The 22,299-nt window shown below is 71.4% G+C and carries 20 protein-coding genes; 5 read left to right on the top strand and 15 right to left on the bottom strand.

What is annotated here, in order from left to right; translation table 11 throughout:
- The first annotated feature begins 11 nt into the window (after positions 1-11).
- On the top strand, positions 12-1,931 hold the full coding sequence (locus OHB44_RS12725; RefSeq protein WP_266303016.1) for a helix-turn-helix domain-containing protein: 1,920 nt from the start codon (positions 12-14) through the stop codon (positions 1,929-1,931).
- Between the two features lie 46 nt (positions 1,932-1,977).
- Here OHB44_RS12725 and OHB44_RS12720 read toward each other — a convergent pair whose 3' ends face one another.
- The 8 genes from OHB44_RS12720 to OHB44_RS12685 all read right to left on the bottom strand — a co-directional run bounded on the left by OHB44_RS12720 (position 1,978) and on the right by OHB44_RS12685 (position 9,649).
- Positions 1,978-2,586, bottom strand: a complete 609-nt coding sequence (locus OHB44_RS12720) for a TetR/AcrR family transcriptional regulator (RefSeq protein WP_238683001.1) — start codon at positions 2,584-2,586, stop codon at positions 1,978-1,980.
- An 11-nt stretch (positions 2,587-2,597) separates the two neighbouring features.
- Positions 2,598-4,166: an MFS transporter gene (locus OHB44_RS12715; protein WP_238683032.1), complete on the bottom strand. Its 1,569-nt coding sequence runs from the start codon at positions 4,164-4,166 to the stop codon at positions 2,598-2,600.
- A gap of 84 nt (positions 4,167-4,250) precedes the next feature.
- Positions 4,251-4,922, bottom strand: a complete 672-nt coding sequence (locus tag OHB44_RS12710) for a transcriptional regulator (protein ID WP_330440857.1) — start codon at positions 4,920-4,922, stop codon at positions 4,251-4,253.
- Between the two features lie 79 nt (positions 4,923-5,001).
- A complete protein-coding gene (locus OHB44_RS12705; RefSeq protein WP_266303018.1) occupies positions 5,002-6,015 on the bottom strand; it encodes a branched-chain amino acid ABC transporter permease in 1,014 nt (337 codons plus the stop codon).
- A complete protein-coding gene (locus tag OHB44_RS12700; protein WP_112583340.1) occupies positions 6,012-6,893 on the bottom strand; it encodes a branched-chain amino acid ABC transporter permease in 882 nt (293 codons plus the stop codon). The genes OHB44_RS12705 and OHB44_RS12700 overlap by 4 nt, the downstream gene beginning before the upstream one ends.
- A gap of 13 nt (positions 6,894-6,906) precedes the next feature.
- Positions 6,907-8,157, bottom strand: coding sequence for an ABC transporter substrate-binding protein (locus OHB44_RS12695; protein WP_442932671.1), 1,251 nt, complete (start codon positions 8,155-8,157; stop codon positions 6,907-6,909).
- A gap of 51 nt (positions 8,158-8,208) precedes the next feature.
- Complete coding sequence (locus tag OHB44_RS12690) at positions 8,209-8,901, bottom strand: ABC transporter ATP-binding protein (protein ID WP_238682998.1); 693 nt, start codon at positions 8,899-8,901, stop codon at positions 8,209-8,211.
- A complete protein-coding gene (locus OHB44_RS12685) occupies positions 8,888-9,649 on the bottom strand; it encodes an ABC transporter ATP-binding protein (RefSeq protein WP_091401800.1) in 762 nt (253 codons plus the stop codon). Before OHB44_RS12685 ends, OHB44_RS12690 begins: the two co-directional genes overlap by 14 nt.
- 223 nt (positions 9,650-9,872) lie before the next feature.
- On the opposite strand from OHB44_RS12685, the gene OHB44_RS12680 reads away from it, so the two are divergent.
- Entirely contained in the window at positions 9,873-10,730 is an 858-nt protein-coding gene (locus OHB44_RS12680) for an SPFH domain-containing protein (RefSeq protein WP_210784954.1), read from the top strand.
- Between the two features lie 166 nt (positions 10,731-10,896).
- On the opposite strand, the gene OHB44_RS12675 is transcribed toward OHB44_RS12680, so the two are convergent.
- Together OHB44_RS12675 and OHB44_RS12670 are read right to left on the bottom strand one after the other, a co-directional pair.
- The gene (locus OHB44_RS12675) at positions 10,897-12,273 is read right to left on the bottom strand and encodes a permease prefix domain 1-containing protein (RefSeq protein ID WP_330440856.1); all 1,377 of its coding nucleotides are present in this window, start codon (positions 12,271-12,273) and stop codon (positions 10,897-10,899) included.
- Positions 12,270-12,635, bottom strand: coding sequence for a PadR family transcriptional regulator (locus tag OHB44_RS12670; RefSeq protein ID WP_330440855.1), 366 nt, complete (start codon positions 12,633-12,635; stop codon positions 12,270-12,272). The genes OHB44_RS12675 and OHB44_RS12670 overlap by 4 nt, the downstream gene beginning before the upstream one ends.
- A 175-nt stretch (positions 12,636-12,810) precedes the next feature.
- On the opposite strand from OHB44_RS12670, the gene OHB44_RS12665 reads away from it, so the two are divergent.
- Positions 12,811-13,074, top strand: a complete 264-nt coding sequence (locus OHB44_RS12665; RefSeq protein ID WP_091402229.1) for a hypothetical protein — start codon at positions 12,811-12,813, stop codon at positions 13,072-13,074.
- Positions 13,075-13,297: 223 nt separating this feature from the next.
- Here OHB44_RS12665 and OHB44_RS12660 read toward each other — a convergent pair whose 3' ends face one another.
- The 3 genes from OHB44_RS12660 to OHB44_RS12650 form a co-directional block, all read right to left on the bottom strand.
- Positions 13,298-14,473, bottom strand: coding sequence for an alcohol dehydrogenase catalytic domain-containing protein (locus OHB44_RS12660; RefSeq protein WP_238682994.1), 1,176 nt, complete (start codon positions 14,471-14,473; stop codon positions 13,298-13,300).
- Positions 14,470-15,924, bottom strand: coding sequence for an aldehyde dehydrogenase family protein (locus OHB44_RS12655; RefSeq protein ID WP_330440854.1), 1,455 nt, complete (start codon positions 15,922-15,924; stop codon positions 14,470-14,472). Before OHB44_RS12655 ends, OHB44_RS12660 begins: the two co-directional genes overlap by 4 nt.
- A 68-nt stretch (positions 15,925-15,992) precedes the next feature.
- Positions 15,993-16,649 carry a TetR/AcrR family transcriptional regulator C-terminal domain-containing protein gene (locus OHB44_RS12650; RefSeq protein ID WP_238682992.1) on the bottom strand — a complete coding sequence of 219 codons (657 nt, stop codon included), beginning with the start codon at positions 16,647-16,649 and terminating at the stop codon, positions 15,993-15,995.
- Between the two features lie 196 nt (positions 16,650-16,845).
- On the opposite strand from OHB44_RS12650, the gene OHB44_RS12645 reads away from it, so the two are divergent.
- Entirely contained in the window at positions 16,846-18,018 is a 1,173-nt protein-coding gene (locus OHB44_RS12645; protein WP_210784959.1) for an acyl-CoA dehydrogenase family protein, read from the top strand.
- 88 nt (positions 18,019-18,106) lie between these two features.
- Complete coding sequence (locus OHB44_RS12640; protein ID WP_238682991.1) at positions 18,107-18,628, top strand: peptidoglycan-binding domain-containing protein; 522 nt, start codon at positions 18,107-18,109, stop codon at positions 18,626-18,628.
- Positions 18,629-18,677: 49 nt separating this feature from the next.
- Here the strand turns inward: OHB44_RS12640 and OHB44_RS12635 are convergent, their stop codons facing one another.
- Together OHB44_RS12635 and OHB44_RS12630 are read right to left on the bottom strand one after the other, a co-directional pair.
- On the bottom strand, positions 18,678-19,715 hold the full coding sequence (locus tag OHB44_RS12635; protein ID WP_330440853.1) for an aminotransferase class V-fold PLP-dependent enzyme: 1,038 nt from the start codon (positions 19,713-19,715) through the stop codon (positions 18,678-18,680).
- Between the two features lie 399 nt (positions 19,716-20,114).
- Complete coding sequence (locus OHB44_RS12630; RefSeq protein WP_330440852.1) at positions 20,115-22,298, bottom strand: FUSC family protein; 2,184 nt, start codon at positions 22,296-22,298, stop codon at positions 20,115-20,117.
- Position 22,299: the final 1 nt, after the last annotated feature.

The raw sequence follows: 22,299 nt of genomic DNA, 5'->3' as shown, positions 1-22,299 counted from the left end.
GGCTGAGCACAATGTCGACCATGTCTTCGCCGGTGGAGTTCCTGGAGCTGCTCGCCCGAGAGGCCGCGGCGGTCGAGTTCGAGGGGCCGCTGGTGGCCGCGCGGGCCGCCGGGCTGCCGCCGGACCGGCTGGCCGAGTTGGAGCAGGCCAAGTCGGTGGCGTTGCGGGTCCGGGCGCTGCTGGAGCGTCGCCGCCGCCGGGAGAGCGAGCTGTCCGGCCTGTACGACACTGTCAGCGACCTGGCTGGGCTGCGCGATCTGGACGACGTGTTGCGGGCGATCGTGCACCGGGCCCGTCACCTGCTCGGCGCGGACGTGGCGTACATGACGCTCAACGACGACGAACGTGGCGACACCTACATGCGGGTGACCGACGGCTCGGTCTCGGCCCGTTTCCAGCGGCTGCGCCTGCCGATGGGCGCTGGTCTCGGTGGCCTGGTGGCCCAGTCCGGCGCCCCGTACGTCACCGCCAACTACGGCGAGGACGCGCGCTTCCACCACACCGGTGAGATCGACGCCGGGGTGGGCGAGGAGGGTCTGGTGGCGATCCTGGGGGTGCCGCTGCGGCTCGGCTCGACCTCGATCGGGGTGCTCTACGCGGCCAACCGTTCGGCCCGGCCGTTCGTCCGGGAGGAGGTGGCGCTGCTGGTGTCGCTGGCCGCGCACGCCGCGGTGGCGATCGACACCGCCCGGCTGCTGACCGAGACCCGTTCGGCGTTGGCCGAGTTGTCGGCGGCGAACACCACCATCCGGGCGCACAGCAGCTCGGTGGAGCGGGCCGCGGCGGCACACGACCGGATGACAGCGCTGGTGCTGCGCGGCGGTGGCGTGGAGGACGTGGCGGCCGCGGTGACCGAGGTGCTGGGCGGCGCGCTGCTGGCGTTGGACGCCGAGGGTCGCCTGCTGGCCCGGGTGGGTGAGATCGAGGAGCCGGACCGCGCGGACATCGTCGAGGCGGTGGCCGCGTCCCGGACGGAGGGGCGCAGCGTACGCCGGGGTCCGCTCTGGTACGCGGCGGTGGTGGCCGGCGCGGAGAATTTGGGTGCCCTGGTGCTGCGCCCGGACGACGAGTTGGTCGACGCCGACCAGCGCATCCTGGAGCGGGCGGCGTTGGTGACAGCGCTGCTGCTGCTGTTCCGCCGGACGGTCGCGGAGGCGGAGGGGCGGGTGCGTGGCGAGTTGCTGGACGACCTGATCGCCCGCCCGCTGCGCGACACCGACGCGCTGCGCAGTCGGGCCCGCCGGCTCGGGGTGGACCTGGACGCGCCGCACGTGCTGGTGGCGGTGGGCGACGACGCGATCGCCGCGACCGGCTCGGCTCGGCAGCGGGTGCTCTCCTGGGCCACCACGTACGCGTCGGCGCGCGGCGGGCTGGCCGCGGCGCGCGACGGCCGGGTGGTTTTGATGTTGCCGGGGTTGGACGCGGGCGGCAGCGCCCGCGCGGTGGCCCGGGACCTGTCCCGGGTGACAGGTCGACCGGTGACCGCCGGGGCGAGTGGCCCGTCGGACACACCGGCGGCGCTGGCCCGGACGTTCCAGGAGGCGGACCGGTGCCTGACGGCGTTGGGCGCGCTGGGCCGCGCCGGGCAGGGCGCGAGCACTGTGGAGTTGGGCTTCGTCGGGTTGTTGCTGGGCACTGTCGGTGACCGGGGTGAGAAGGACGTGACCGAGTTCCTCGGCGCCACCGTCGGGCCGGTCCTCGACTACGACGCCCGGCGCGGCACGGCTCTGGTGAAGACCCTGGAGGCGTACTTCGGGGTGGGCGGCAGCCTGGCCCGGGCCGCCGAGCAACTGCACGTGCACGTCAACACGGTGACCCAGCGGTTGGAGCGGGTCGGGCAGTTGCTCGGCGTCGACTGGCAGCGGCCCGAGCGGGCGCTGGAGGTGCAGCTCGCGCTGCGCCTGCACCGACTGCGGGCACCGGCCGGCTGACCGAAGCCGGCCGGCGGCACGAACGCCGCCGACCGGGCACTCGGCGTCAGCGGGCCTGGATGCCTTCCAGCACGGCGTCGACGACCCGCTCGGGGAGGGTCTGCTCGTCCAGGTCCGGGTTCCACTGGAGCACCCGCTGGATCAGCATCGGCCCGGTGAGCAGCGCCATCGTCACCTCGACGTCGATGTCGGCCCGGAGCACCCCCTCGTCGATGCCGCGCCGCAGCACCTCGCGCATCAACTGCCGGCGGGGCGAGATGATGTTCTGGTAGAGCTGGAACTGGTCGGCGCTGCGGTTCACTGCGGGCGCCAGGCAGGGCATGATCTTGGCCGCTCGCGGGTCGACGTTCTTGCCGATCGCGCCGACCAGCAGCACCAGGTCGTCGCGGACGGAGTGGCCCGCCGGCTGGGCCAGGACGCCCTTGAGGCGGCGCAACGCGTCCAGCAGCAACGCGTCCTTGCCGGCCCAGCGGCGGTAGATGGTGGCCTTGCCGACCCCGGCCCGGGTGGCGATCGCCTCGATCGAGAGCGCCTCGATGGTGCTGCCCTCGGCGAGCAGGTCGAGGGTGGCCTCGATGATCGCCTCGTCGGCGCGGAGGCTCCGCGGTCGACCGGGCGACCGCGGAGCATCGGCAGTGGACGTCATGTCCGCCATCCTCCCCGAACCTATGCCGTGCCGGCCAGCTCAGGCTCGGCGACCGGCACCGCCGGGGCGACGCTCGTGTCCTCCTTGCCCGGCATCCAGCGCAGCACCACGATGATCCCGAGTGCGGCGATCACCGCGGAGAGCCCGGCCGCCCAGTGCATGGCGGTGACGAAGGCGTCGTTGGCCGCCGAGATCAGCGCCGGCGCCGCCGGCCCGAGCTGGCCCGCCGCCGCGTACGCACCGGAGATCGACTCGTTGGCCGCGTCCTGGGCCTGCGTGGGCAGACCGGTCAGCGCGTCACCGATGTCGCTGCGGTAGACGGCGGAGAGCACCGAGCCGAGGATGGCCACGCCGAGTGCGCCGGCCACCTGGCGGATGGTGTTGCTGACCGCGGAGCCCACCCCGGCCTTCTCCCGGGGCAGCGCCGACATGATCGACTCGGTGGCCGGCGGCATGATGTTGGCCATCCCGGCGCCCTGGATGAGGAAGACGAGCAGCACGATCCAGATCGGGGTGGAGGCGCCGATGAAGACGAACGCGCCGAGTGACACCACTGTCAGCACCAACCCGACGGTGGCGACGGCCTTGCCGCCGTAGCGACGGACCATCGCCGCGCTGCGCGGCGCGAAGACCAGCTGGGCGCCGGCGAAGGGCAGGAAGAGCAGGCCGGTCTGCAACGGGCTGTAGTCGCGCACGAGTTGCAGGTAGAACGAGCCGAAGAACATCGAGCCCATCGCGGCGAAGAACACCAGGCCGACGATGGCGACCGGCGCGGCGAACCGGGGCACCTTGAACAGTCGGACGTCCAGCGACGGGTGGTCGCTGCGCCGCTCGTGCTGGACGAACCAGGCCAGCACCGCGACGCCGAGCAGGATCGAGCCCCAGGCCACCGGGCGGCCGAAGCCGTGCTCGCCGCCGTCGATGATGCCGTAGGAGAGGGCGACCAGGCCGACCACGGAGAGCAGCACGCCGAGCACGTCGATCCGACCGGGCCGCGGGTCACGCGACTCGGGGACCAGCAGCGCGACCAGAACCACGCCGGCGACGACCACCGGCACGTTGATCAGGAAGACCGAGCCCCACCAGAAGTGCTCCAGCAGCGCGCCGCCGAGGATCGGGCCGATCGCCACGGCGAGACCGACAGCGCCGGCCCAGACCCCGATGGCCCGACCACGCTCGCGCGGGTCGAAGACGTTGGAGATGATCGACAAGGTCACCGGCATGATGGCCGCGCCGCCGACCCCCATCAGGGCGCGGGCCGCGATGAGCTGTCCGGGGCTCTGGGCGTACGCGGAGAGCAGCGACGCCAGGCCGAACAGCACCAGACCGATCATCAGGAAGCGCTTGCGACCGGCGCGGTCGCCGAGCACCCCGAAGGTGAACAGCAGCCCGGCGAAGACGAGCGTGTAGGAGTTGATGGACCACTCCAGCTCGCCCTGGCTGGCGCCGAGACCGTGCACCGGGTCGGCCAGGGTGCGCAGGGCGACGTTGAGGATCGTGTTGTCGAGGACGACCACGAGGAGGCTGATCACCAGCACCCCCAGGATCGCCCACCGCCTCGGGTGTCCGGTGTTGTTGTGCAGCTCCATGCCGTGCTTTCCCCCCACGCTGGTCACCCGCGACGAAATACGATACGGGTCAGACTCGTAACGTGGGTCAGCCTACGACGGGTATTAACGATACGGCACCGATCCGTATCGTATGTGGTGGGCATCACGCCCGGGCGCGACCGCCAGGCAGGCGTCGACGGCCTCCGTCAACGTGCCGAGACGGACCGCCGGACCGCCGAGCGGCTCGATCCAGCCGGGCCCCGCGCCGTACACCCGAAGGAGCGGAAAGTCCCGGGCGAAGCGCACCAGGCGGTACCCGCGGCCGGTGAGCGGCGTCTGCGACCAGAGCACGACGGTGCGCGGGCGGGCCCGGTACACCGCGCTGGTGAGCGCCGACCAGGGCAGCGCCGGGCCGAGGTTCAGACAGCCGCGGCCCTGCTCGCGCAACGCGGCGGCGAGCGCCAGCAGACCCAGGCTGTGCGCCTCCTTCTCGGCGCCGGCCAGCAGCATCCCGCCGGTGGGCAGTGGCCGACCCGGCTCCCGGCGGTACGCGTCCAACCCGACCCGGACGCCCTCGAAGAGCGCGTGCTCGACGACGATCTCGGCGGCGCTACGCCCCGACAGCCGGGCCAGCAGCGGCCGGCAGACCTGCTCCCAGAGCGCCGGCACGCCCCACGCCTCGACCACCTCCAGCACCAGCGTCGCGACAGCGTTGGCGTCCAGGTCCTCGGCCGCCAGCGAAACCTGCTTGTGCGCGATCTCCACGGCCTCCGCCGGCATCGGATCGGTCAGCACCAGACGTACCCCCGGGTAGACGTTCTCTACCCGGGGGTTCGCTCGAAGGGCGCGTGGCGGATGCGCCGCCGTGGGATTTTCAGCGGCGGCGGGCCGCCAGCCGGTGGACCAGCGCGGCGACGCTGCCCCAGATGCCGCGCCGGAACAGCACCACGACGAGGACGAAGATGCCGCCGGTCACCAGGCCGATCGCCTCGAACCCGGAGAACGACAGCCAGTCCTCCAGCCGGACCACGAGGGCGGCGCCGAGCACCCCACCCCAGAGGGTGCCGATCCCGCCGAGCACCACCACGATGACCGCCTTGCCGGAGGTGGTCCAGTGCAGCACGTCCAGCGAGACGAACCGGTGGCCGACAGCGAACAACCCGCCGCCGAGGCCGGCGATGAACCCGGACAGCACGAACGCGGTGAGCTTGTAGCGGTGCACCGGGTAGCCCAGCGCCCGCGCCCGCGCCGGGTTGTCCCGGATGCCGACCAGCACCCGACCGAACGGTGAGTGCACGATCCGCCAGGCGGCGGCGAGCCCGAGCAGCACGATCGGCAGGATCGCGTAGTAGAAGAAGTAGTCGTCGGTGAGGTCGAGGCCGAACAGCTCGCGGGGCACCCCCTGGAGGCCGTTCTCGCCCTGGGTCACCGACCGCCACTCGTTGGCGACGTAGTAGACCATCTGCGCGAAGGCCAGGGTCACCATGGCGAAGTAGATGCCGGTCCGCTTGACCGCCAGGTACCCGATCGGCACCGCCAGCACGGCCGCGGCGAGGGCCCCGGCCAGCACCGCGAGGGGAAACGGCAGGCCGACGTGGATGGCCACCAGCCCGGTGACGTACGCGGAGGTGCCCCAGAACGCGGCGTGACCGAAGGACATCAGCCCGGTGAAGCCGAGCAGCAGGTCCACCGCCACGGCGAACAGCGCCCAGCAGAGGATGTCCACAGCGACCGCCGGGTAGAGGCCGTTGGGCAGCCACGCCGCGACGGCCAGGCCGACGGCGAGCAGCGCGTACCGGACCCAGCCGGGGGCCCGGGCCACAGCGATCAGCCCGGACGGTGGCGTCGAGCGGGACGCGTCGGTAGGAGTGTCCACTGTGTTGGTCATGCGGGGGCCTCCTCCCGACCGAACAGGCCGGCCGGGCGCCAGAGCAGCACGCCGGCCATGACCACGAAGACGATCGTCTGTGAGACGAGCGGGAAGTTGGAGAGGTACGCCTCACCCCACGCCTGCACGAGTCCGATGCCGAAGCCGGCGGCGACCGACCCGAAGATCGAGCCCAGCCCGCCGATCACCACCACCGCGAACACCACGATGATCAGGTCGGCGCCCATCAGCGGGTTGACCGCGCGCATCGGTGCGGCCAGCACACCGGCGAGGCCGGCCAGCCCGATGCCGAAGCCGAAGACCGGCGTCACCCACCGTCCGACGTCGATGCCGAAGGCACGGGTCAGGTCCGGCCGTTCGGTGGCCGCACGGACCACCATGCCGATCCGGGTCCGGGTCAGCACCCACCACACCGCGACGCAGAGCAGCACCGCGAAGCCGAGGATGAACACCCGGTACGTCGGGAAGTCGAACAGCCCGAAGTCGACCGACCCGCTCAACAGCGACGGCGTCTCGTACGGGCTGGACTGCACGCCGTAGCGCAGTTTCACCAGGTCCTGAAGGATCAGCGTCAGACCGAAGGTGAGCAGGAAGTTGTAGAGCGGGTCCAGTTTGGTCAGCCGATGGATCACCGCGCGTTCCAACGCCATGCCGAGCAGACCCAACCCCACCGGCATGATCACCAGGGCGGCCCAGAACGGCACGCCCGCCTCGCTGAGCAGCACGTACGCCCCGAACGCGCCGAGCATGTAGAACGCGCCGTGGGCGAAGTTGACGACTCGCAGCATGCCGAAGATGACTGCCAGCCCGAGGGCGAGCAGGGCGTAGAACGCCCCACTCACCAACCCGTTGAACGTGTTCTGCGCGAATCCGCTCACAGCGCCCTCGCGCTCACAGCTTGCAGTCCGCCGAGGGCGCGCGGAACGCCTCCCCGGCGGGGATCGTCTTGAGCACCTTCACGTAGTCCCACGGCTCGGCGACCTCGGACTGCGGCTTCACCTGGGCCAGGTACGCGTCGTGCACCACCCGGTGGTCCTCGGCGCGGATCTTCCCGTTGCGCAGGAAGACGTCCTCGACCGTCTTGCCCTCCAGGCCCTTGACCACGGCGTCCGCGTCGTCGGTGCCGGCGGCCTGCACCGCCTCCAGGTACTGCAACGCCGCGGAGTAGTTGGCGGCGTGCGCGAAGGTCGGCCGGGTGCCGGCCTTCTGCTGGAAGCGGTCGGCGAACTCCCGGTTCTTCGCGTCGAAGTTCCAGTACCAGGCGTCGGTGTACGTGGTGCCGGCCAGCGCCGCCGGGGTGAGCGAGTGGATGTCGGTGAGGAACATCAGCCCCACCGCCAGGCCGACGCCCTTGTCCCGCAGCTTGAACTCGTTGTACTGCTTCACCACGTTGACCAGCTCGGCGCCGGCCTGCATGGTGCCCAGCACGTCCGGCTTCGGGTTCAGGTTCGGCGCCTTGAGCAGGAAGGTGGAGAAGTCACCGCTGGTGTTCGGGAACGGCGCCCCGTCCTTGCCGACGACAGTGCCACCGGCCGCCGTGATCGCCGTGGAGAAGCTCTTCTCCATGTCCTGACCGAAGGCGTAGTTCGGGTAGAGGATGTACCAGTTCTTGCCGATCTGCTCGGTGGTGGTCTTTCCGGTGCCGTTGGCCAGCATGTACGTGTCGTACGCGTAGTGGAAGGTGTACTTGTTGCAGCTCTTGCCGGTCAGGTCGGTGGTCGCCGCACCGATGTTGAAGTAGAGCTTCTTCTTCTCCTTCGCCACGTCGGCGACCTTCAGCGCGGCCGACGAGGTGGGCACGTCCAGGATCAGGTCGACGCCCTTGCGGTCGTACATCTCCTGGGCCTTGGAGTTGGCCACGTCCGGCTTGTTCTGGTGGTCGGCGGTCTCCACAGTGATGTCTGTGGTCACCGCCTTGTCACCGTGCTTCGCGGTGAAGTCGGCGATGGCCATCTCCACCGCCGCCACCGAGTTCTTTCCGGACAACTCCGAGTACGCCCCGGACTGGTCGTTGAGCACGCCCAGCACGATCTTGTCGCCGGTCAGCTTCTGGTCGCCACTCGACTGGGGGCCACCGCCGCCGCATCCGGCGGCCAGCACCACCACGGCCGACGCCGCGGCCACACCCATCGTCCTGCGCATGCCCACTCCATCCATTCCGCGCGGCGTCGCGCGGGTCGTCGTTGGGAAAATTCAGATCCCGAGGTACGCGAGCAGTTCGCGTTCGCGCGAACGCACCTCGGAGTTGTCCATCGCCTCGGCGACCCGGCCCTCGGCCAGCAGGTAGTGCCGGTCGGCGACACCGGTGGCGAAGTGCAGGTTCTGTTCGACAAGCAGCACTGTCACGCCGTGCCGTTTGGCCTCGCGCAGCAGATCGCCGACCTGCTGCACCAGCAGTGGCGACAGCCCTTCGGTGGGCTCGTCGCAGAGCAGCAACCGGGCGCCCATCCGCAGCACCCGGGCCAGCGCGAGCATCTGCTGCTCGCCGCCGGAGAGCATGGTGGCCGCCGAGTCCCGTCGGGTGTACAGGGCCGGAAACGCCTCGTACACCCGCTCCAGCGACCACGGGTCAGGGCCGACGGTGGGCGGCAGCGTGAGGTTCTCGGTGACTGTCAACGTGGCGTAGCTGCCCCGGTCGTCGGGCACCCAGCCCAGACCCAGGCGGGCCCGCTTGTGCGCCGGCAGCCTGGTGATGTCCCGCCCGTCCAACTCCACGGTGCCGCGCTGACCGGTGTGCAGCCCCATCACGCAGCGCAGCAGTGTGGACTTGCCGGCACCGTTGCGGCCGACCAGGGTGACCACCTCACCGGCGGAGACCTCGAGGCTGACGTCGCGCAGCACCTGCGCCTCGCCGTAGGAGGCGGACAGGTTCTCAATGCGCAGCATCGGCGGCTCCCAGGTAGGCGGTGATCACGCGCTCGTCGGCGCGGACCTGCTCGTACGGGCCCTCGACGAGGACCTTGCCGGCCTGGAGCACTGTGACGGTGTCGGCGAGACGGCCGACCACGCTCATGTTGTGCTCGACCATCACCACGGTCCGGCCCTGGCGGACCCGACCGATCAGCTCGACGGTGCGGTCGACGTCCTCCAGGCCCATGCCCGCCGTCGGCTCGTCGAGCAGCAGCACCTTCGGGTCCAGCGCCAGCGCGATGGCCAGCTCCAGGGCGCGTTTGCGGCCGTACGCCAGGGACGCCGAGGGGGCGTGCGCCAACTCGGCGAGCCCCACCATGGCCAGCAGTTCGTCGGCCCGTTCGGTGTAGCGGCCCATCAGCTTCGCCGACCGCCAGAACCGCCAGCCCAGCCCGCTGGGTGACTGCAATGCCAGCGCGACGTGCTCGCGTGCGGACAGTTGGGGGAAGAGGCTGGTGATCTGGAACGAACGGGCCACGCCGAGCCGGGCCACCTGCTCGGGGGGCAGCCCGGTGACGTCCCGCCCGGCCAGCTCGATCCGGCCACCACTGGGTCGCAGGAAGCCGGTGAGCAGGTTGAACAGGGTGGTCTTGCCCGCGCCGTTCGGGCCGACCAGCGCGTGCACGCTGTCCGACGCCACGTCGAGGTCGACGTCGTCGACCGCCCGGAAGCCCCGGAAGTCGCGGGTCAGCCCACGGGCCGACAGGAGCGCTTGCCCGGCCATCGCCTCATCCTCCGCACGTCGCGGCGACGGTCGGTTCGGTGACCGTGGTCACAGGCCCGTCGCGTGGACGAAACCTACGGCGGGCCGCTGGAGTCGAACCATGTCGATGGACTCCATATTCGACCCGCGGTTGACGTGCGTGAACTCCACTCCCCGGCGCCGTCGACTTGACCGGACCCCCTAGGTTGATGATCCACACAGCCCACCGAAAGGCCCCCACCCCATGCCCGTCGGCTTCACCATGGCGATCGTCTTCGCCGTCGCCCTGGCCGTCAGCGCCGTCGTCGCTCTCGTCGCCCCCGCACGGCCGCTCAAGCGGATGGCCGCCCTCGCGGCGCTCGGTTTCCTCGCCCTCACGCTGGTGGTCGGCATCGCCTCCAGCGCCCACTCGGTGCCCATCCGCTCGGTCGGCATCGTCACCAGCTTCGGCAAGCCCACCGGCGAGGTGACCGGCTCGGGCCTGAAGTGGGTGGCGCCCTGGCAGAAGGTCGGCGAGTGGGACGCGGGCCGACAGAAGTACGACCACATCGGCGGCGACAACTGCGTACGCGTGCGCACCGGCACCCTCGCCGATGCCTGCGTCGAGGTGCTCGTCGAATGGCAGGTCAAGCCGGAGAACGCGCCGAAGCAGTTCATGGACTACAAGGGCGACTTCGGCAGCTTCCGGGGTCAGCGGGTGGGTGTGCAGCTCGACAGCGCGGTCAACGACGCCTTCGCCGCGTACAACCCGCTGGAGAAGATCGACGCCCAGACCGGCGACCTCAACGTCGACCTGAAGCCGTTCGCCGCGAACATCAAGACCAGCGCGGAGACCCGCCTCGCCACCGACGTGGACATCCTCTCGGTGACCATCACCCGGGTGAACCACGACGACAAGACCGAGGGCAACATCAAGGCGTTCCAGGACAAGCTGGCGCAAACCCGCAACCTGGAGCAGGACCGCAAGAACGCCGAGATCTCCAAGCAGATCACCGAGACCAACGCCACTGTCGACAAGGTGACCCGTTGTCTGGAGATCGCGGAGAAGAACGGCGCGAACCCGGGCCTCTGCATCAACCCGGGCATCGTCACCGGCAAGTGACCCGCAGCCCCAGGGCGATCGCCGTCGGTCACCTTCGTCGGGGCGGATGCGGCATCAAGCGGTATACCTCAGAGGCATGTTTATGCCTCTGAGGTATACCGCTCCCCGGCAGATCGCCATGGCGAGCCAGCCGAGCGCACGGTGGACGCCGTCGAGAATTACCCGCCTAGGCGAAGCTGAACAGCGGCGGGAAGACGAGGACCACGATCCAGGCCCACGCGGCGTACACCGGCAGGTAGCCGGTCTGCCACCGTTCGAGCGTCGCGAACGGTGTACGCCGACGGATGAAGGACAGCAGCAGCCACGCCGACCACGCGAGGTTGACCAGCAGGATCACGTTCTCGCCGAGCGCTGCCGCCCGGTTCGGCGTACCGCCGTACTCGTCGGTGATGCGCCCGGTGATCTCCAGCAGCACCAGCACGTCGATGGCCAGCGCACTGACCACCAGCGCGAGTTGGAGTTTGTCGAACGGACCGGGCGGGGCCAGCGGGTCACGGGCCGAGAGTGAGTAGAGCAGCAGCCCCAGCACCACGACCAGCAGAAGGTCGAACAGGAGCAGCGCCTCCCGCTCGACGTCGATGCCATGGCTGGTCCAGACGACAGCGACGAGGAAGGCGAGCAGGGCGGCGGTGAAGAGCGGGGTGAACAGCCGGGTGAGGACCGGCGCGATGTTCTCGACGACACTCTGCTTGGCCTCGACGAGCCACCCGGCCACCACGACCGCGGCAGCGGCGCCACCGGGCAGCAGCCACTGCGAGATGAACGCCTCCGGGACGATTCCGATGGCCGCGAAGGTGTTGAACAGGAACGCGGAGAGCACGCCGCCGCCGAGGGCCATCAGCACCAGGTAGATGAACCACTCACCGGTGAACCGGACGAAGTCCATGCGTCGACGGGAAGAGCGCCAGTCGTCGGCGACGTAGGCCAGGCCGACCACCAGCCACAGGGCGATGGGCAGGTGGATGCTGGTGACGACCACTGACTGCGAATCGTCCGCCAGGGGGTAGGCGTTGGCCGCCACGGCGCCGAGGACGAAGAGCACCGCCAGTGCCGCGATCACCGTCCGTCGGGCTCCCCGGCGCCAGGCCAGGTACGCCGCCAGCCAGGGCAGCGCGAACAGTGTGAAGTTGCGCGCGTAGAACGAGCCGTCGTCGGCGAAGCTCAGCCCGAACAGCGCCGGCACCTTGACGGACACCACAGCACCCGCCGCACAGCCGAGCATGACCCACAGGTCCCGGCGGGAGCGCGTGCCGCCGACCGCGCTGCCGTGGTCGCCGGTCAGCACCAACTGCTTCCATAACCGTTCGGAGTGTTCCCGGGCGAACTCGCGGGAGAGGTCGTCGAGGCTGCCCATCCGTTTCACGGCGACCAGGAACGCCTCGTCCGGGCTCAGGCCGGCGGCGACGAGTTCGTCGACGGAGCCACGAAGGTGGTCTTCCAGCTCGTCGGCGTCCACCGCTTGCAGTTCCCGGCGACGCAGCACGTACTGACGCCACTGCTCGAACTGCGCTTCCAACTCCTGCGGTTCCTCGCGCGCCGTCATGCCAGGCCGTCCAACGGGTGCACCGTCAGCGGCGCGCGGTCGTGCCAGATTTCCCTGAGCGCGCCCACCACGGTGTCCCACTGCCGGCGCTGCTCGGCCAGCTCGGCGAGACCCCGGTCGGTGATGCGGTAGTACTTGCGCTTGCGCTCGCCGGCGACCGCCTGCCAGCTCGACTCCAGGTGACCGAGGCGCTCGAGCCGGTGCAGCAACGGGTAGAGCAGCCCTTCGGTCCAGTCCAGCTCACCCCCGGACAGCTCGTTGATCCGCCGGAGGATGGCGTAGCCGTAGCTCTCACCCTCCGCCAGGATGCCGAGCACCATCGGCGTCGCCGAGGCGGCGACCAGATCCTTGGCGACCTTCACGAAGCCTCCCGCTCCCAAACCTAGAGGTACGATGCATAGTACTGCTAGGTATCGCTCCTGGCGCAACGTCCGGGACGAGAGGGCGCCCGAATCGCCGTTACGGGCAGCTGTGGTGCCGCGAACGGCGTGGTCCGGGTTAGCCTTGGCGCATATGGCTACCTTTCGCAGCGCCTCAGTGCTCCTTTCCTCAGACGGCACCAGGACCCCCGGCACCGCCGCGCTCTTCGCCGAGCCGGCCCGTAGGGGCGGGATTCCGCCCTGGGCAGGCGACTTCCGGCCCGCCAACAGCGCCGGCAACGGCCCCAAGAACGCGGTCGGCAAGACCTTCACCTTGGAGCTGCCCGACGGCAGCACCGGCAAGGTCGTCGTCCAGGGCCTCAAGAGCGGCAAGGGCGGCGTCGTGCTGGCGCTGATGGGCGAGGACGCCCCACCCTTCTGACCAGTCGCCCGGCTCTCGTCGCCCGGGTGCCCAGGGTTGGCCCTTCCCGGGTCGACCCAGGGCACCTGGCCAACCGCGCCAGTCGCCTCCGACAAATCGCTGGGATGGCGATGGTCGTGACGCGACAATGGCCGTCGTGCCGGAGGTCGAAGTCGTCGTCGCCCACCAGGAACGGGCGACACTGCGCGTAGGCGACGCGCTGAGTCCCCGGCTGTGACCGGCGTCAGTCCAGGGTGACCACCCAGCGAGCGCCCTCGCCCCGCGCCAACCGGTCGAACGCCGCGGGCGCCTCGTCCAACGGAACCGTCCCGCTGACCAGCACACCCAGATCCAGTGCGCTGTCGGCCAACTCGGCGGCCAGCACCGGCACCTCCCGGTCCGGATCGGACGAGCCGTACACCGAGGAGCGCAGCGTGCGCGCGGAGTGGAAGATGTCCAGCGCGCCCAGGCTGACCATGTCGTCCTTGGCGCCCATGCCGACCACTGTCACCGCTCCCCCGCGCCGGGTCAGCCGCCAGGCGGCGCGGATGGTGGCGGCCCGACCAACGCACTCGAAGGCGTGGTCGACGCCCCGGCTCTCGGTGCGCGCCCGTACCTCCTTGGAGAGCCGGTCGTCGGAGAGCAGGAAGTCGGTCGCCCCGGCGGCGAGCGCCAGGTCCCGCTTCGCCTCGGCGACGTCGATGGCCAGGATCGTCGTGGCACCGGCCCGGCGGGCCGCGCTGAGCACGGCGAGCCCGACCCCACCGAGCCCGACGACCGCTACCGACTCGCCGGGTGCCACCCGGGCGGTGTTCCGGACCGCTCCGACGCCGGTGAGCACGGCACAGCCGAGCAGTGCGGCCTGCTCGGGCGGCAGCCCGGCGGGGATCGGAATGACGGCCCGCTCGGGTACCACCACCGCCTCGGCGAGCGCGCCGAGGCCGAGGGTCAGGTGCAGCGGGACCCCGTCGTCGGTCTCACCGCGCGGCACTGTCGGGGCCGTGGTGTCGGCGCAGAGCCACGGTTCGCCGCGCCGACACCACCAGCAGGCCCGGCAGGCCGGTGCCCAGTTGAGCACTACCGGCGTGCCGACCGTCAGCTGACAGCCCGGCCCGACCTCGGCCACCACACCGGTCGCCTCGTGCCCGAGCACCAGCGGGAACCTCGCGGCGAGGGTGCCGTTGACCATGGACAGGTCGGAGTGGCAGACACCGGCCGCCCTGATCGTCACCCGCACCTCGCCGGGGCCGGGCGCGGGCAGGCGTACCCGCTCGACCCGCAGCTCGGCGCCGGACCCGCGCGCGACCAGCGCGCGGACGATGACCGGCGCGGACGCCGGCTCGGCGCCTCCACCCGGCGCGGACGAGGACAGCTCGGGCCGGCCCGCGGGCACGGTCGGGGACAGCTCGGGATCGGTCATCGCTGGATCGCCTTCAGCTCGCAGAACTCGGCCAGCCCGTGCACGCCCAACTCCCGGCCCAGGCCGGACTGCTTGTAGCCGCCGAACGGGGCGAGCGGGTTGAACGGCGCGCCGTTGATGTCGACGGCGCCGGTGCGCAGCCGCCGGGCCACAGCGAGCGCCGCGTCGGTGTCGGCGGACCAGACCGCGCCGGCCAGCCCGTACTTCGAGTTGTTGGCGATGTCGACCGCCTCATCGGTGTCGGCGAACGGGATCACGGCGAGCACCGGGCCGAAGACCTCCTCCTGGGCGAGCGCGCTGTCGGGGCGCACGTCGGCGAAGACGGTCGGGGCGACGAAGTGCCCCCGGGTCGGCACCGGGGCGTCGGGACCGCCGGCGACAAGCCGGGCACCGTCGGCGAGGGCTCGGTCGATGTGGCCACGAACCCGCTCGGCCTGGGCGCCGGAGACCAGCGGGCCGAGCCGGGTCGCCGGGTCGAACGGGTCGCCGAGGCGGTAGCCGGCCACTGCCGTGGCGATCAGGTGCAGCGCCTCGTCGTACCGGTCGCTGTGCACCAGCATCCGGGTCCAGGCGGTGCAGGTCTGCCCGGAGTTGAGCAGGGCGTTGCCGACGCCCACCTTGACCGCGGTGCCCAGGTCGGCGTCGGGGAGGATCACGTTGGCGGACTTGCCGCCCAGCTCCAACGCGACCCGGGCGATCCGGTCGGCGGCGAGCCGCATGATCCGCGCGCCGGTGGCGGTGGAGCCGGTGAACGAGACCAGGTCGACGTCGGGGTGCCCGGCGAGCGCCTCACCGACCACCGGCCCGGTGCCGGGAACCAGGTTGAGCACGCCCGGCGGCAGGCCGGCTTCGGTGACCGCGTCGAAGAGCAGGTACGCGGTCAACGGGGTCAGCTCGCTGGGCTTGAGCACCACGGTGCAGCCGGCGGCCAGGGCGGGTGCGAGCTTCGCCATCACCTGGTGCAGTGGGTAGTTCCACGGGGTGATCGCGCCGACCACGCCGACCGGCTCGCGGACGACGAGGGAGTTGCCGATGCTCTCGTCGACCGGCGCGCGGGCGGCGAGCGCGACGTGGTCGCGCAGCACTGTCAGTGGAAGCCCGACCTGCACCCGGGTGGCGAGCTTGAGCGGCGAGCCCAGCTCCACGGCGATGGTGCGGGCGAGGTCGTCGGCGCGGGCGGTGAGCGCCGCGTGCAGCCGGTCGAGGTGGGCGGAGCGCTCGGCGGGGGTCGCGGCCGACCAGCCGGGGAACGCGGCCCGCGCCGCGGCCACGGCACGATCCACGTCGGCCGGGGTGCCGGCCGGCACCTGCCCGATCAGCTCCCCGGTGCTCGGATTCTCCACGTCGATGAGACCGGCGTCGGCGGGGGGCGTCCACTCCCCGCCGACGTGCAGGTGGCGCCGGAGGCGCAGGGAGTCGGGCAACAACGACGGCGGGGCGGCGAGGTCCATGTCGTCCCTTCGAGGGGTGGGCGGTGGGGTCGCGACGGGCGATGAAACTAGCGCTGGGAGTTTGGACGCTACCCGTTGGGCCGGGCGGACTCCACCGTCTCGACGGTGCGGGTGTACTCGGCGGCCAGACCGTGCAGCAGGGCGTCCAGGCCGAGGGCGAAGGCACCCTCGTCCACGCTCTGCTGGTGTTCGGCGAGCCGGTGGGCCTGACGCAGGTGCGGGTAGTGCGCCGCGTACAGCTCCGGATCCTCGACGAAACCACGGGCGAACGAGCCGAGCGCCGACCCGGCCACGAAGTACCGCAGCGCCGCGCCGATGTGGGTGGCGCGGGCCGGCGGCCAACCGGCCCGGACCAGCCCGCCGTAGACCGCGTCGGCCATGGCGAGGGCTGCCGGCCGACGACCCGGCCCCTGCGCCAGGTACGGCACGATGTTCGGGTGCGCGGTGAGCGCCCGCCGGTACGACCAGGCCCAGTCCCGCAGCGCGGTGAGCCAGTCCCGGCTGGCGAAGCCGCTGGTGTCGACGGCACCGGTGACAGTGTCGGCGACCGCGTCGAGGATCTCGTCCTTGGTGGCGAAGTGGTTGTAGAGCGAGGGACCCTGCACGCCGAGCGCGGCGGCGAGTCGGCGGGTGGAGAGCGCGCCGAGCCCGTCGGCGTCGATCAGCGCGAGCGCCGTCTCGACGATCCCGTCGCGGGTGAGCAGAGGCCGTCGAGGTCGGGGCACGTCGGAACTCCTCGGTCTGCGGTGTCCCTCCCCGTGGGAACCACCTGTTCACGCACCCTATCGGGGACCGCCTGCGGGCAGGCGTCACCACGTCGGCCGGAGAAGGGGTCTGGACGAATGAAAACTTACACCGCTAGTTTATGAGGGACCGCCACCGTCCGTGGCGGCGCACCACCACGCCGACCGAGGGGGAACCGTGGACTTCGCACTGTCCGACGAGGAACGCGCCGTCCGAGACACCGTGCGCGCGTTCATCACCCGCGAGGTGATGCCCCTGGAAGCGGAGGTGCTCCGCCGGGAACGGGCGCACCAGCCGGGCCTCGACCACTCCGAGGTGCGCGAACTGCAACTCAAGGCGCGCAAGTTCGGCTTCTGGGGCCTGGCCACCCCCGAGGAGTACGGCGGAATGAACCTGCCAGCCGTACTCCAGTCGTTGATCTGGACCGAACTGGGCCGCACGTTCGTGCCGTTCCGCTTCGGCGGCGAGGCGGACAACATCCTGTTCCACGCCACCGAGGAGCAGAAGCGGGAGTTCCTCATCCCGACCATCGAGGGCGAGCGACGCTCCTGCTTCGCCATCACCGAACCGGGCGCCGGATCCGACGCGGCGAACATCCGGCTGTCCGCCCGCCGCGACGGCGACGACTGGATCCTCGACGGCGAGAAGACCTTCATCACCGGCGGCCACGACGCCGACTTCGCCATCGTGGTCGCCGTGACCGACCGGGAGAAGGGCGCCCGCAACGGCGGCGCCACCGCGTTCCTGGTGGACCGGTCGATGGGCTGGCGCTCGGAGTTCATCCAGACGATGGGCGAGGGCGGGCCCGCGTCACTCATCTTCGACGGCGTACGCGTGCCGCACCGCAACATCCTCGGTGAGATCGGGCAGGGCTTCACGCTCGGCATGGAGTGGATCGGCAAGGGGCGCTACACCATCCCGTCGCACGCCATCGGCATCGCCGAGCGGGTGTTGCAGATGGCCATCGAGTACGCCAACACCCGGGAAACCTTCGGCACGAAGATCGGCGCCAACCAGGCCATCCAATGGATGATCGCCGACTCCGAGACGGAGTTGGAGGCGGCCCGCTGGTTGGTGCTGCGCTCGGCGTGGACTGTCGACGCGGGCCTGGACCCCCGGCACGCCTCGTCGATGGGCAAGCTCTACGGGGCCGGCATGGTCAACCGGGTGGTCGACCGGGTGCTCCAGATCCACGGCGGCATGGGCTACACCCGAGAACTGCCGATCGAACGGTGGTACCGGCAGGTCCGGCTCTACCGGATCTTCGAGGGCACCGACGAGATGCAGCGGCTGATCATCTCGCGGGACCTACTGCGCGGCTACACGAAGATCGGTGGCCACCTGGCCTGACGTCGAATGTCCGCCCGTCGTGAACAAAGTAGGTCCGCCGGCCATCTACCCCCATGACAGCTGCCACTCAGCAAAAGGGGGATGTTCCATGCACCTACGAATCAGGGCCGTGGCGACGGCGATCGTCGTCGCCACGGTCGGCGCCATCGCCATCCCGGCCGCGCCGGCGTCGGCCAACGTCAGCCAGGGGTACGTCGCGGGCTCGGGCACCTGGACCGACGACTGGAACGACGAAGGGCCCATCTCCGCGTCGACCCGGTCGTACAACAACGTCGTCGCCATGTGGCAGAAGATCCTGGTTGCCGACGGTTACCTTGCCGCCTCCGGCGTCGATTGCAGGTTCGGTGCGGTGACGACGGCCGCCACCAGGCGGTGGCAGAGCGACAGGGGCCTCGTGAGCGACGGCGTCGTCGGTCCCAAGACCCTAGCCAGGGCAGCAACCCGCCTCAGCACGTACGAGGGCGACAGCTGGTTCTACTACGACGGGCTCGGCAGCAACTTCATCTACTTCGGGCGCCTCGCCAACGGCACGTGGGACATGAGCCTCGGGGTCGACCTGGAGTGGCGACCCCTCTCGTACACCGCGGCGACCTTCGGCGTCTGCTCCTGATGCCGCTGAGGACGGCCGGCCGCGCGGCCGGCCGTCCTCGGCGCCGGGTTCAGCCGGTCAACGCCGTGAGCGCGGCGTCCACGTCGGCCTCGGTGGAGTAGATGTGGAACGAGGCCCGGACCCTTCCGGCGCGCACCGCCGCCCGGATGCCGGCCGCCGCGAGGCGCTGCTCCGCGTCCGGCACGTCCACGCTGACGATGGCGCTCTCCCCCGGCGCCCGGCCCAGCCCGGCCAGGAACCGGTTGGCCAACGCCACGTTGTGCGCCCCGATCGCCGACACGCCGATCTCGGCGACCACCTCCAGGGCGGGTGTCGCACCGACCCAGCTGAACCAGGCCGGTGAGATGTCGAACCGGCGGGCGTCGTCGGCCAGCCGCAGCGGCGGGCCGTAGTAGGAGGCGTGCGGGTCGCGGCCCGCGTACCAGCCCGCCGCGTCGGGGCGCAGCCGCTGACGCAACCCGGGGGCCAGATAGGCGTACGCGGTCCCGCGAGGATTCATCAGCCACTTGTAGCCGCCCACCGCCACCACGTCGGCCCGGCTGCCGTCGAACGGCAGCCAGCCGCACGCCTGGGTCGCGTCCACCGCCACCAACGCGTCGTGCGCGCGGGCCGCGGCCACGATCTCGTCGTACGCCGCGACCGCCCCGTCGGCCGACTGGACCAGGCTGAACGCCACCAGGTCGGTACCGGCGTCGATGGCGTCGACCAGCGACTCCAGCGGCACCGTGCGAACCGTGACGCCACGCTCCTCCTGCACCAGCCAGGGGAAGAGGTTCGAGGTGAACTCGACCTCGGGGACCACCACAGTGGCACCGGCCGGCAGCGCCGCCGCGACCGGCGCGAGGAGCTGCGACACCGCCGCGCCGACCGCCACGTCACCGACCGGCACCCCGATCAGGTCGGCGAACGCCGCACGGGACCGGTGCACCGACTCGCCCCAGCCCTCCCACGACGTCCGACCAACCCGCCAGGCCGCGAGAGCCTCCTGCAACGCCGCCCACGCCGGCTCCGGCGGCAACCCGTAGCTGGCGGTGTTCAACCAGCCAGGCTCCGGCTGCCACAGCTTCTGCGCCTGCTCGATCTCCATGCCGTCGACGCTAGGCCGCACGACGCGCGACGGGCACGGCCAATCCGCGACCTGTGGCGCTCCCAGGGCTCCGAGGCGCGTCAGCAGGCATCAGTCCCTGAAGAGCGTGATGACGGTGAGGCATCGGTATGACTCTCAGTCATCACGCTCACGAGCACCCTGCCGGGCCGGATGGGTTGCTCAGTGAGCAGAGGCAGCTCGCGGTCAGTCGATGGTCAGCCCGGGGACGCGGTCGCGCTGGGCGTCGTCAACGTGAGAGACCGTGCTGACGCCGGAGATCATGCGCAGGATGTCGTCGATCGACGGTTCCGGGCGCGCAACCCCAGCCCGTTGCGCTCAAGGGCGTGAAGAGCGCAGACGAGGGTGCACGCGCCTCGGTGTACCGGGCCACCGTAATTGCTAGTCGCGGTGGCCGGTCGGCCCGCCGACAACGGGCGGGCGGATCCGGGCGAGGCTGTCGGCGAGGGCTGCGAGCCACCTGTCGACCTCCACCAGGTGCCGGACCGACTGATGGTCGGCCTCGCCGAGGAGCGGACGGATCCGGTCCAACTGGTCGACGCAGGTGCTCGAGACCGGCGCCCGGTGCGATGTCCGGCCGTGGGCGACCTCGTCGGCGAGGGCGTCGTACGCCGATCGCAGGCGCCCGGCGGAGTCCCCCAGCAGCGCCGCCGCCCCGGGCCAACCGGCGAGGCAGCCGGGCGGGTTGCGGCGCAGCAGCGACTCCGCGCCGGGCACGACGTGGTGCCCGGCGCTCAGCACAGCGTCCCAGTTCACCTGTTGACGGTGCGGGTCGTGCCGCTCCGAGTGGCACTGGCAGTACGACGAGTCGATCAGGACCATCCGGCGACGGACCCGGGCGAGGGCACGCGCGGGTGGCGGAGCATCGCCGAGCATCGACTGGACCGTCTGTTCGACAGCGTCCGCGCTGGCCGCCAGGTAGCGGGTGGCGTTGTGCCGCAGGTCGTGGCCCGCGCCGCGCGGCCAGATCGCCACCCCGGCGAGCACGCCGATCACCGCGCCGAGCAGCACGTCGACGAGGCGGGCCTCGGCGAGCCGCCACCCCTCCGGGCTGAGCTGGGCGAAGACGACCGTCAGCAGCACTGTGAACAGCGCCTGCTGCCACACCGGACCGAGCAGGCGGCCGACGCCGAAGGCCAGCAGCAGGGTGATCGGCAGGACGACGGCGTACACGATCGGCTCGTCGACGACGAGCATCACCCCGCCGCTGACGACCGCACCGACGATCGTGCCCAGCACGGCCGGCCGCAGCGCCGTGCGGGTGTCGGCGGCCGACGTGCGCAGGACCGTGAGGGTGGCCAGCAGCACCCAGAAGCCGTGGGTCAGCTGCAACACCCCGGCGGCCACCCGGGCGATGGCGAGCGCCACGGCCAGCCGCAACGAGCTGTGCAGGTGGGCGGAGCGCGGCGCCAGGTGAGAGCGGAACTGCCACCAGTACAGCGTCCACGGGCCGCGCCGGGCGTACTCGAACAGCTCCGAGGAGACGTCGTCGTCGCCGAGCCGCGCCCCGGTGGCCACCCGGGAACCGACGACGAAGACCCGCACCTGGTCCGCGAGGGCCAGCGCGGTCGCGTCCCGGCACAACCGGGTTACGTCCGGCGCGTCACGGACCTGGCCGGATCCCATCGGGTACGCCGCCTCGGCTCGTCCGACCGCCACGTCCACGTCGGCCGGGGCCACCGCCGGGGCACCCGGTGACAGGCTCCGGCCGGCCGCGCGGGTGGTGTCCGCGCACGAGCGCAGCAGACGCGCCGCCGCCAGGTCCGGGATCGGCTCCGGTGGGGCGTCCGCCGCCAACCGGTCCGCCTCGGCGAGCACCTCCCGTAACGCGGCAGCGCAGATCCGCAACGCCCGATCCTGAGCGCCCGCCGCGGTGGGCGCCCACGCCGGAGGGCTGCGGTTCAACTCGATCGCCGCCACCACGTCGTACGCCCGCTCGCGCCGCCTGTCCCGATCACCCGCAGCGGCGTGCGGGTCGGTCAACCGCCCGGCGGCGGCGTCGAGGAAGGCGGCGACGCCGTCCGCCGCCTCGGCCAGGCGCTGCCGGTAGGAGACCGGCACCGGGTCGGGCCAGAGAAACACCTCGGCCGCGGCGAGCAGCACGACGGCGAGGGTCACCCCACCGAGTCGCTCCGGCAGGGCGCCCGGCTGGTACGGGGGGAACGACGCCAGGATGTAGAAGAGCTGGAACGCGCTCGCCAACCCCACCAGACGCGGATTGCCGACCCCGGCGAACGCCACCACGAAGCCGACGACCAGCATGCCACCGGCGGCCGCCCAGGTGCTCCACGCCAGCAGCGAGCCCGCCGCGATCAGCGCCCACACCACCGGCAGCGACAGCACGAGGATCCGCGCCCGTTGCGGCGCCGGACCAGGTAGCTGCGCGAACGACCCGGCGGCTATCGTGCCGAACAACCCGTACGTGGCGAGCGTCGAGCTGCCCGCGCCGTACCGGCAGCCGTAGAAGACGACGGACGCGACGAGCGTCAGCCGGGCCGCGCGGCGCAGGACGGCGTCACCCGGGTCACGGCGGCGAAGCCGGCCAAGGAGGCTGGTTCCGAGCACT

The sequence above is a fragment of the Micromonospora sp. NBC_00821 genome, assembly GCF_036347035.1.
Classification (GTDB): Bacteria; Actinomycetota; Actinomycetes; order Mycobacteriales; family Micromonosporaceae; genus Micromonospora; species Micromonospora hortensis.
Note: the sequence above shows the minus strand (reverse complement) of the source record. Positions and strands in the feature narration are given on the sequence as shown.